At 65.9% G+C, this 10,083-nt stretch carries 9 protein-coding genes, 2 pseudogenes and 1 riboswitch; of the genes and pseudogenes, 4 read left to right on the plus strand and 7 right to left on the minus strand.

Going from position 1 to position 10,083, the window contains the following annotated elements:
- From DBR23_RS30665 to DBR23_RS13425, 3 genes and pseudogenes are all read right to left on the minus strand, one after another.
- Positions 1 to 594, minus strand: a pseudogene (locus tag DBR23_RS30665) (GGDEF domain-containing protein); the annotation flags it as partial.
- Positions 595 to 693: 99 nt separating this feature from the next.
- On the minus strand, positions 694 to 2,757 hold the full coding sequence (locus DBR23_RS13420; RefSeq protein ID WP_108498587.1) for a methyl-accepting chemotaxis protein: 2,064 nt from the start codon (positions 2,755 to 2,757) through the stop codon (positions 694 to 696).
- Between the two features lie 136 nt (positions 2,758 to 2,893).
- Positions 2,894 to 3,727, minus strand: a complete 834-nt coding sequence (locus DBR23_RS13425) for a hydroxypyruvate isomerase family protein (protein WP_108498588.1) — start codon at positions 3,725 to 3,727, stop codon at positions 2,894 to 2,896.
- 169 nt (positions 3,728 to 3,896) lie between these two features.
- Here DBR23_RS13425 and DBR23_RS13430 point away from each other — a divergent pair, with 169 nt between their 5' ends.
- Together DBR23_RS13430 and DBR23_RS13435 are read left to right on the plus strand one after the other, a co-directional pair.
- Complete coding sequence (locus DBR23_RS13430) at positions 3,897 to 4,367, plus strand: MerR family transcriptional regulator (RefSeq protein WP_108498589.1); 471 nt, start codon at positions 3,897 to 3,899, stop codon at positions 4,365 to 4,367.
- Positions 4,368 to 4,439: 72 nt separating this feature from the next.
- Positions 4,440 to 5,075 (plus strand): NAD(P)H-dependent oxidoreductase, encoded by a 636-nt coding sequence (locus DBR23_RS13435; protein WP_108498590.1) that lies wholly within the window; start codon positions 4,440 to 4,442, stop codon positions 5,073 to 5,075.
- On the opposite strand, the gene DBR23_RS13440 is transcribed toward DBR23_RS13435, so the two are convergent.
- The 4 genes from DBR23_RS13440 to DBR23_RS13455 form a co-directional block, all read right to left on the minus strand.
- Positions 5,059 to 6,189: a glycerophosphodiester phosphodiesterase gene (locus tag DBR23_RS13440; protein WP_108498591.1), complete on the minus strand. Its 1,131-nt coding sequence runs from the start codon at positions 6,187 to 6,189 to the stop codon at positions 5,059 to 5,061. The genes DBR23_RS13435 and DBR23_RS13440 overlap by 17 nt on opposite strands.
- A gap of 83 nt (positions 6,190 to 6,272) precedes the next feature.
- Entirely contained in the window at positions 6,273 to 6,857 is a 585-nt protein-coding gene (metW, locus tag DBR23_RS13445; RefSeq protein WP_108498592.1) for a methionine biosynthesis protein MetW, read from the minus strand.
- Positions 6,854 to 7,984: a homoserine O-acetyltransferase gene (locus DBR23_RS13450; protein ID WP_108498593.1), complete on the minus strand. Its 1,131-nt coding sequence runs from the start codon at positions 7,982 to 7,984 to the stop codon at positions 6,854 to 6,856. Before DBR23_RS13450 ends, metW begins: the two co-directional genes overlap by 4 nt.
- A 246-nt stretch (positions 7,985 to 8,230) precedes the next feature.
- Positions 8,231 to 8,797, minus strand: coding sequence for a TMEM165/GDT1 family protein (locus DBR23_RS13455; RefSeq protein WP_056056786.1), 567 nt, complete (start codon positions 8,795 to 8,797; stop codon positions 8,231 to 8,233).
- A gap of 16 nt (positions 8,798 to 8,813) precedes the next feature.
- A riboswitch (yybP-ykoY riboswitch) is annotated at positions 8,814 to 9,000 on the minus strand.
- 245 nt (positions 9,001 to 9,245) lie between these two features.
- On the opposite strand from DBR23_RS13455, the gene DBR23_RS13460 reads away from it, so the two are divergent.
- Both DBR23_RS13460 and DBR23_RS13465 read left to right on the plus strand, forming a co-directional pair.
- A complete protein-coding gene (locus DBR23_RS13460; protein WP_108498594.1) occupies positions 9,246 to 9,626 on the plus strand; it encodes an RNA-binding protein in 381 nt (126 codons plus the stop codon).
- Positions 9,627 to 9,897: 271 nt separating this feature from the next.
- A pseudogene (locus DBR23_RS13465) lies at positions 9,898 to 10,083 on the plus strand (RNA-binding protein); the annotation flags it as partial.

The following is a 10,083-nucleotide window of genomic DNA, read 5'->3' on the forward strand; positions in this document are numbered from 1 at the left end:
GACGAGTACCACCGAGAAGGTGGCCAGAAAAGTCAGCGTCTGCAGCGCACTACTTTGCAGGATGTTGGTGGCCTCGGAATGGGTGCTGATGGCCACCAGCGCACGCCCCCCCAGCACCACGGCCTCCAGCGACAGACCCGCCACCAGCAGCCACTGCCCGCGCCCCACGGTGGCATGCCGGTGCGACAGCGCTGCCAGCAGCGCCCAAACGGCTTGCAGCCCGATGACCAAGCCCACAAAACTCACCCGCGCCGGAAAGTTGTCGATGAACACCGAGACAAAAACCAGCACCAGCAGCGGTGGTGCCAGCAGCAGGGGCCAGCGCACGGGGCGCCCCTGGAACTGATAGACCGCAGCAATCATCCCCACGAACACACTGGACAACATCAGGTTGCCGACCACGATGGACAACACATCGGGGATCAGGCCGCGCAGCATGATGAGCAAGTGGCCGATGGCGTTGACCAGCAGGGCCGCCGCCCAGCGGCCCAGGCCATCGCGCCGCCGGCCCCAGCCCACCACGGCCATGGAGGCCGCCATCATGAGGGAGCTGGCAATGATCATTGCCAGCATGGTGGGGACGTGGGCGGCCATGGATGCAGGTGGGCGGGGGAGTGAAAGGAATCAGACCAGCATAAACCAAGGGCCACAGACCGCAAACCGCCGGATGACCACCCCCACCGTTCGTGCGCCCTATTGCAGCTGGGTGGGCGCCCGGGCTCCGCTGCCGGGCGCGTGCTGTCCCTCGCCGTCGCCGGTCTGCGCCATGGGCGCAGCCAGGGCCTCGCGCGCCGAGTAACCCAGGCCACCGTGGGTCGCCGTGCCGTCGCCCCGCGAGAGTTTGAACACCTGTACCGCCCCGGCCAGCCGCGTGGCCTGCTCGCGCAGGCTTTGCGCAGCGGCGGCCGATTGCTCCACCAGCGCGGCGTTCTGCTGCGTCATCTGGTCGAGCTGGTTGACGGCGGTGTTGACCTGGCCGATGCCGTCGGACTGTTCGGTCGAGGCTGCGGTGATCTCGCCAATGATGTCGCCCACCCGTTTGACCGAACCCACGATCTCGTCCATGGTGCTGCCCGCGTTCTGCACCAGGCGCGCGCCCGATTCCACCCGCTCCACCGACGCACCAATCAGCGCCTTGATCTCGCGCGCCGCCTCGGCGCTGCGCCCGGCCAGGTTGCGCACTTCGCTGGCCACCACAGCAAAACCCCGGCCCTGTTCACCCGCGCGGGCGGCTTCCACCGCAGCGTTGAGCGCGAGGATGTTGGTCTGGAACGCGATCGAATCGATCACGCCGATGATGTCGGCGATCTTGCGCGAGCTCTGGTTGATGTCGCCCATGGTGGTGACCACCTCGCCCACCACCTGGCCGCCGCGCGCAGCCACTTCGGCGGCGGTGCTGGCCAGCTGGTTGGCTTGGCGCGCGGCGTCGGCCGACTGGCGCACGGTGGAGGTCAGGTGCTCCATGCTTTGTGCGGTCTGCGCCAGGCTGCTGGCCGTGGCCTCGGTGCGGGCCGACAGGTCCTGGTTGCCGCTGGCAATCTCGGCGCTGGCGGTGGTGATGCTGTCCACGGCATTGCGCACCTGCTGCAGCATTTGCGTGTACCGCTGGCGCATGCCCTCCACCTCCTGCACCAGCGCGCCGATCTCGTCGCGCCGCGTGGTGTGAAAGGCTTCGGTCAGGTCGCCCTGCGCGACCAGCGTGATGGCCTGGGTCAGGTCCTGCAGCGGGCGGCTCACGCCCCGGCGCAGCATGACGAACAGGCCGATGGCCAGCAGCACCACGGCCACGGCCATCAGGCCCCACACGGCCAGCGTGACGCGCCGCTGGCTTGCCATGGCCTCGCCGTCGGCCACTTCGGCCACCACCCACCAGCCGCCACCGGTCTTGCGCACCAGCGCCCAGGGGTTCTCGGCGCCGGTGCCCAGCACGTCTGCGGCCTCGCGCACAAAGCCGTCCTGCGATGCAGCCAGCGCTTCAAAGAAGGGGCGCGCTTGCGGGTAGGCCTCCAGCACGCGCTTGCCGCGCGCCGTGGGGTGGTACACGAACACGGCCTGGTCCAGCGAGGTGCCAGGGTTGATCACGTAGGTGCCGCCGTGTTCGAAGAACTTCGTCTGCGCCACCTGCTTTTGCAGCATGGCGTGGAACACGCTGATGTCGTTGCCGATGAACAGCAGCGCAATGACCTTGCCCGAGGCGTCCTTGGCGGGCAGGTAGTGGCCCATGAAGGGCTTGCCGTTCACCACCGTGACGCCGGTAAAGGGCTCGCCCTTGGACACCGTGGCGTAGGCCGGGTCGGTGCGGCCAAGCGGCGTGCCCATCTGGCGCTCGCCCTTGTCGTTCTTGACCGAGGTGGTGATGCGGATGAAATCGTCGCCCTTCTTGGCAAACACGGTGGCAATGCCGCCCGTCTCGCTGGCGAATTTGTCGACCGAGCCATAGTCCTCGTTGACCAGCGCGCCGTAGCTGCGCAGCTCGCCCGAGGCTTCGTCGAGCTGCATGGTGGCCTCGAAGTAGCGCTGAAAGCCCTTCATGGTCAGCTGCACCAGCTCGCGGTTGGTGTTGTCGGCCGCGTCCAGCGACTGCGCCACGCTCTGCGCCGTGTCGCCCACGCTGGCCACCACCTGGGCGCGGGTGCTGCGCTCGGTCAGCACGGCAATCGCCAGCCCCACCAGCACCAGCACCAAGGCCACCAGCGCAATGGCGGTCAACGTGACCTGGCGCGCGACGGATCGGTTGTTGGCAAGGGATGCGGGCATGCGGGGTGTCTCCTGGAATGGAATGCGAAAAGCCGGCTGGGCCGGTCTGCTTTCACTCTAAGCCCAGCACCTTGTTACATTTATTCACGCATTCCCTTACGCATTCGCGCGTATTGGTGCCGACCGCCGAAACGATCTATGCGGGGTGAGGGGCGCGGCTGCGCAGGGCCCAGTCCCGCCAACCGAGCCCCTGTGACGTGCCTGCCGCCGGGGTGTATTCGCACCCCACCCAGCCCGTGTAGCCCAGGGCGTCGAGGGTGTCGAACAGGAACGGGTAGTGCAGCTCGCCCCGGTCGGGCTCGTTGCGCGCGGGCACACCCGCCACCTGGATGTGGGCCACGCGGCCCGTGGGCAGGTAGCGCTGCAGCTTGCCGTGCAGATCCCCCTCCACCAGCTGGCAGTGGTACAGGTCCATCAGCACCTTCAGGTGGGGCACCTGGGCCGCGTCGAGCAGCTCGTGCGCGTGGTCCTGCCGGTTCAGAAAATAACGCGGCACGTCGCGCAGGTTGGTGGGCTCGATGAGGATGTCACACCCTGCACGCGCGGCCTGCTCTGCCGCCCAGCGCAGGTTGCCCACGCACAGGGCCTTCAGCGATTCGCGCTCCACCCCCGGCGGCACGGTGCCGCACAGCAGGTTGATGAACGGGCAGCGCAGTTGCTCGGCATACCGCAGGGCCTCCAGCACTCCGGCGCGAAACTCCGCCTCCCGACCCGGCTGCGCGGCCAGGCCGCGTGCCCCCTGGTCCCAGGCGTGGGCCATGTCGGCGGGCGCGACCCCGCCCGCGGGGGCGTTGAACAGCACCAGCTGCAGGCCGTTGTCCTGCAGCCGGGCAGCGATCTCGCGGGGCTCGAAAGCGTAGGGGAAGTGCAGTTCCACCGCCAGGAACCCGTCGCGCGCCGCAGCCGCAAAACGGTCGAGCAAGGGCAGCTCGGTGTACATCAGGCTCAGGTGGGCGGCAAACTGGGGCATGGGGGCAGTGCGAAGGGGCAACTTCAAAGCGCCGCAGCTTATCGTGTAGCCAACGAGCCCATTGCCCGCCCAGAGCGCCGTGGAGCCTGAATTTGTGCCAAATTCGCCTCTAGCGCTAATTTCATATGCCTTTACAGCTATATATTTTATAGCGCCCTCAGGATCATCCATGCGCATCGGAGAACTCGCCCAACGCACCGGCACCACGCCCAAGGCCATCCGGCTGTATGAGTCGCGGGGCCTGCTGGGCACGGTGGCGCGCGCGGGCAGCTACCGCCACTATGGCGAGGCCGATGTGGCCCGCGTGTTGCTGATCCGCCAGGCCCAGGCGCTGGGTTTTCGGCTGTCGGAGCTGGATGGCCTGCCCCACATCGACACCGCTGCAGGCTGGGAACGCATGGCCCAGCTGGTGGCCCGGCGGCGGGCCGCCGTGGCGCAGGAGCTGGCGCGCCTGTCAGCGCTGGACGCACAGCTGGCGCTGTTGGAAGCCGAGCTGCACACCTGCGACACGCTGGCCGTGCCCGTGGCACCCGAAGCCTGCGCTGCGCCCTCCACACTGGCGGTGGCACCTCCGGCGCACAACCCCGCGCAATTTGGTGCAGCGACCACGGCGGGCGCTGCGAGATTCACCGCGACTTGACCTGACCGCTTGACTCTGCCCCGTGGGGCAGGGTGACCATGGCGCCATCAACAACACCTTGATGGAGCGTCTGTGGCAGAGCAACAAAACATTCTGGTCATCCTGGGCCACCCCACCGCCGAGAGCCTGTGCGCAGGCATGGCACGTGCCTATGCCGAGGGCGCCCGGCGCGCAGGGGCGCAGGTGCGGTTTCTGGACGTGGGTCAGCTGACCTTCAACCCCCTGTTCCAGGGCTATGGCGCTGCCCAGCCTCTAGAACCCGATTTGCTGGCCGCGCAGGCCGACATCACCTGGGCGCACCATCTGGTGTGGGTCTATCCGATCTGGTGGGGCGCCATGCCCGCGCTGCTCAAGGGTTTTATCGACCGCGTGCTGCTGCCCGGCTATGCCTTCAAGTACCGCAAAGGCTCATCACTGTGGGACAAGCTGCTGGCCGGCCGATCGGCCGAGCTGCTGGTGACCATGGACTCGCCGCCCTGGTACTTCCGCTGGGTCACACGCATGCCAGGGCACCACCAGATGAAGAAGGCCATCCTGGAGTTCTGCGGCATCAGCCCCGTGCAGGTGCACAGCTTTGGCCCGGTGCGCAGCGCCAGCACCGAGCGGCTGGCGTTGTGGGTGGAAAAGGCGCGGCAACTGGGGCAGCGCCAGGGGGCACGCTCCGCGCCGGGCAAGCCGCGCCCGGCACCTGTCACTTCGTCGCCGTGAATGCTTGAACGGCAGCTCGGCCCACGGCAGGGTCATCGGTGAAGAAGCCGTCGATGCCTGCACGCAGGTAGGCCGTGATCTCGGCCACGCTGTCGCCGCGTACCGTGCCGTCGGTGGCGGGCGCCTTTTTCAGCCCGGCAGGCAGAAAGGCGTTTTCGGGCCGCAGCGTCCAGATGTGCACGCCCAGGCCTTCGGCGCGGGCGCGCGCCACCAGCGTCGTGGGCTCGCCGGGAACGCCGTCCTTGACCGGCACCACCAGCGTCTTGAAGGGGCCGATGGCATTGGCATAGGTGGCCACCTGCTTGAGGCCCTCGGGCGTGATCAGGTCGGCATAAGCGCGCGTGTTGGCCGCGCCCTGCGCCACAAAGTCATACGGCCGGCCCGAGGGCGCCACCAGCTGCACCAGGCGCACGCTGCTGAGCTTGCGGATCGCCTGCAGGTTGCTGACCTCGAAGGACTGCACGAACACGGGCGCGTCCTTGTGGTTCCAGCCGTTTTTCTCCAGCACGGCCAGCAGCGGCGCCTCCAGCGGCAGGCCGATGGACTGGAAGTAGGTGGGGTGTTTGGTCTCGGGGTAGATGCCGATGGTGCGACCGGTCTTGGCCGTCGCCGCCTTGGCCAGGTCGATCACCTCCTGCATGGTGGGCACCTCGAACTGGCCGTTGTAGGCCACGTTGGCCGGGCGCTGCGCAGGGATGCGCTCGCGGGCGCGCAGGGTTTTGAGCTCGGCCAGCGTGAAGTCTTCGGTGAACCAGCCGGTGATGGCCTGGCCGTCAATGGTCTTGGTGGTTTTGCGGCCCGCAAACTCGGGGCGGTCCACCACGTCGCTGGTGGCTTCCTTCACAGAGCCATCGGCGCCCAGGATGGCGATGGCGTTCTCGTGCCGCGCCACCAGCACGCCGTCCTTGGTGATGACCAGGTCGGGCTCGATGATGTCGGCGCCGTCGTCAATGGCCTTCTGGTACGCGGCGAGCGTGTGCTCCGGCCGCAGGGCCGATGCGCCCCGGTGGGCAATGACGGTGGGGGTGGGCGGCCAGGCCTGGGCCACGGCGCCCAGCGCCCAGGTGGTGAGCAGCGCGGCGGCAGTCACGGCGCGCAGTGCAATGCGTTTCATGCGGGTCTCCTACAAACGGAGCCCGCACCTTAGCCGATGCGGTTGACAGCGGTGTGTCGCCGGGGCGTACACCCCGGTAAGCGCTATGCGTGTTCGAAGTGGAAGACGGCCGTGCCCGCGCGCGCGTTGGGCAGCCAGCGCACTTCCTGTCCATCCTGCAGCCCGAAGGAATCCAGGATGCGCAGGCTGTTCTTGGTGGCCAGCACTTCGAAGTCCTTGTAGGTGCCCACGCGGATGTTGGGCGTGTCGTACCACTGGTAGGGCAGGCGCCGCGTCACGGGCATGCGTCCGCGCAGGATGGACAGGCGGTTGGGCCAGTGCGCAAAGTTGGGAAACGCCACCACACCCGTGCGGCCTACGCGCGCCGTCTCGCGCAGCATGGTTTCGGCATTGCGCAGGTGCTGCAGCGTGTCGATCTGCAGCACCACGTCAAAGCTGTTGTCGTCAAACATGGCCAGCCCCTCGTCGAGGTTGAGCTGGATCACATCCACCCCGCGCTGCACGCAGGCCAGCACGTTGGCGTCGTCGATCTCCACACCATAGCCGCTGCAGCCGCGCTCGCGCTGCAGGTAGTCAAGCATGGCGCCGTTGCCACAGCCCAGGTCGAGCACGCGCGAGCCGGGGGGCACTAGGCGCGCCAGGGCTTGCATCGCCGCTTTTTCGGTCATGGTTGCAACTCCTTGGCAATGCTATCGAAATAAGAGCGCATGACGCCCATGTACCGGGCGTCATCGAGCAAAAAGGCATCGTGCCCGTGGGGCGCATCGATCTCGGCGTAGCTCACGCTGCGGCGGTTGTCGAGCAGGGCCTTCACGATCTCGCGGCTGCGCTTGGGCGAAAAGCGCCAGTCGGTGGTGAAACTCACCAGCAGGAACCTGGCCTGCGCCCGGGCCAGGGCCCGCGTGAGGTTGCCGGCATGGGTGCGCGCGGGGTCGAAGTAGTCCAGCGCCCGGGTGATGAGCAGGTAGGTGTTGGCGTCGAAGTAGTCGCTGAACTTGTCGCCCTGGTAGCGCAGGTAGCTTTCGATCTGGAACTCGATGTCCTGCGTGCTGTATTTCAGGTCGATACCTTCACGCAGCTGACGCCCGAACTTCTCGTTCATCACGTCGTCGCTGAGGTACGTGATGTGGCCGATCATGCGGGCAATGCGCAGGCCACGCTTGGGGATCACGCCGTGGCGGTAAAAGTGGCCGCCGTGGAAGTCCGGGTCGGTCACGATGGCGCGGCGGGCGACTTCGTTGAAGGCGATGTTCTCGGCCGTGAGGTTGGGTGCGCTGGCCACCACCACCGCGTGGCGCATGCGCTCGGGGTACTGCAGCGTCCAGCTGAGCGCCTGCATGCCGCCCAGGCTGCCGCCCAGCACGGCCGCCAGTTGCTGGATGCCCAGACGGTCCAGCAACCGCGCCTGGGCGTTGACCCAGTCTTCCACCGTGACCACGGGGAAGTCCGCTCCATAAACCTCGCCGGTGTCCGGGTGGTGGTGCATGGGCCCGGTGGAGCCAAAACACGAGCCCAGGTTGTTCACGCCGATGACGAAGAAGCGGTCGGTGTCCACGGGCTTGCCGGGGCCGATCATGTTGTCCCACCAGCCCTCGCTCTTGTCCTGACCGGCGTACACGCCCGCCACATGGTGCGAGGCGTTGAGGGCGTGGCACACAAGCACGGCGTTCGAGCGGTCGGCATTGAGCGTGCCGTAGGTCTCAAAGGCCAGGTGGTAGTCGCGGATGGACGCGCCGCTTTGCAGCGGCAGCGCATCCGGGAAATGCATGGACTGGGGTGTGGCGATGAACGACATAGTTGGAACTGGTAAGCCCTCACGTTCCACCCCTTGCACACGCCGCAAGCCCCTGGAGGAGCCGCTGTCACCGAGGGCAAAACCTCGGCAAAAAAATACCCGGCGTCGCTAAAAACGAGGCCGGGCAGGTGTGTCGGACGGGTCTTTAGCAGAATTTATAAAGCGCCCGCAAGCTGTGGCAAATCGGCGCGTCTGGCAAATATACCAAAGCAGCGCCGCGTCGCCCAGCCCGTCGCACCGATCAGGTCAGCCTGCAGACGAAAAAATCGCCAGCAGCCCCAACACCAGAAAGATGGCGGCAGACACCAGATGCACCGCGCGGATGGGCACTTTGCGCGTGATGCGCTCGCCCAGCCAGACCACGGGCGCATTGGCCAGCATCATGCCCAACGTGGTGCCCGCTACCACCCAGAGATAAGCGTTGTATTTGGCAGCCAGCATGACCGTGGCGATCTGGGTCTTGTCGCCCATCTCGGCCAGGAAGAATGCGACCACGGTGGTGCCAAACACCCCCCAGCGTGGCGATCCGTCGGCTTCGCCTTCGTCCAGCTTGTCGGGGATCAGCATCCAGACCGCCATGGCGATGAACGAGGCGCCCAAAATCCAGCGCAGCACCTGGGGGCCCAGGAAGGTGGTCACCCAGGCACCGACAGCGCCGGCCAGGCCGTGGTTGACCAGCGTGGCCACCAGGATACCCAGCACGATGGGCCAGGGTTTGCGAAAGCGTGCCGCGAGCACCAGAGCGAGCAGCTGCGTCTTGTCGCCCATCTCGGCGAGCGCGACGATGGCGGTGGAAATGAAGAAGGCTTCCATGGGGGAGGGGGTCCTATCCGGCCGGATGGGTGGAAAACGCATTGACTGCACCCCGACTCCGGCCATGTGGATCGGTTTGCAGTCAATGGTCTCGCCCAGCTCAAAAAGCCGCATACGCCATAGGTCTCAAAGAACCCAAGTGTGTTGACGCATGCCCCCGGCGCATTGCGCGGCCGGGCGGGCTACTCCCCAAAGACCCCCAGATTTTACCTTATGGTTTGCCCTGAAATTCCCCGAAAAACCACGCTGCCCCGGTGTTTTGAGCCCATCTGCCCAGAAATAAAACCCCACGGGCCCCATAAAGTGATTAATAATGGATTCGCTTTTCTGCTTGCAGAAGGGCAGTAAGCTTAGCGGTGAATGGTCAGTTTCGCGTCTTTGAAGTCGTCACAGGTTTGTTGATTGCGTCGGGCTCCATCGCGTTTTTGTGTTTTTTCAGGAGTCCTTCATGGGCAACAAACTTTACGTGGGCAACCTGCCCTACTCTTTCCGCGACGAAGATCTGCAGCAGACCTTCAGCCAGTACGGCTCGGTTGGCAGCGCCAAGGTCATGATGGAACGTGACACCGGCCGCTCCAAGGGTTTCGGCTTTGTCGAAATGGGCAGCGATGCTGAAGCCCAAGCCGCCATTCAAGGCGTGCATGGTCAGAACTTCGGTGGCCGTGACCTCGTGGTCAACGAAGCCCGTCCTATGGAGCCCCGCGCTCCCCGTAGCGGTGGCTTCGGTGGCGGCAATGGCGGCGGCGGTTACGGCGGTGGCCGTAGCGGTGGCGGCGGCTACGGCGGTGGCGGCGGTGGTGGTTACGGCGGTGGCCGTAGCAGCTACTAAAAAGTCCTTATCGGCAGTCCTCAGGGCCTGCCGACGGCAAAAAAAGGAGCCTTTGGGCTCCTTTTTGCGTTCGGGCGCGGCACGGACACCACAGCGCGCAAAGCCCCTTGCTTTTTCCCCAAAAGTGTGGCGCATAATGGTCTGGCGGGTTTGGCCCGCATTTCAAGTTTGCGGTGATCCGTCAGTTTCGCGCTGAGAGCGTCATTGAGATTAGCTGGCTGCGTTTTGGGGACTCCATCGCTTTATCCATGTGTTTTTGAGGAGTCCCTCGATGGGCAACAAACTGTACGTCGGCAACCTGCCTTACTCGGTGCGCGACGGTGATCTGGAACAGGCCTTTGGCCAGTTCGGTGCCGTGACCAGCGCCAAGGTCATGATGGAGCGCGACACGGGTCGCTCCAAAGGCTTCGGCTTTGTGGAGATGGGCAGCGACGCAGAAGCCCAGGCCGCCATCAAC

Origin of the sequence: Acidovorax sp. HMWF018, assembly GCF_003061035.1 — a bacterium.
Classification (GTDB): domain Bacteria; phylum Pseudomonadota; class Gammaproteobacteria; order Burkholderiales; family Burkholderiaceae_C; genus Acidovorax; species Acidovorax delafieldii.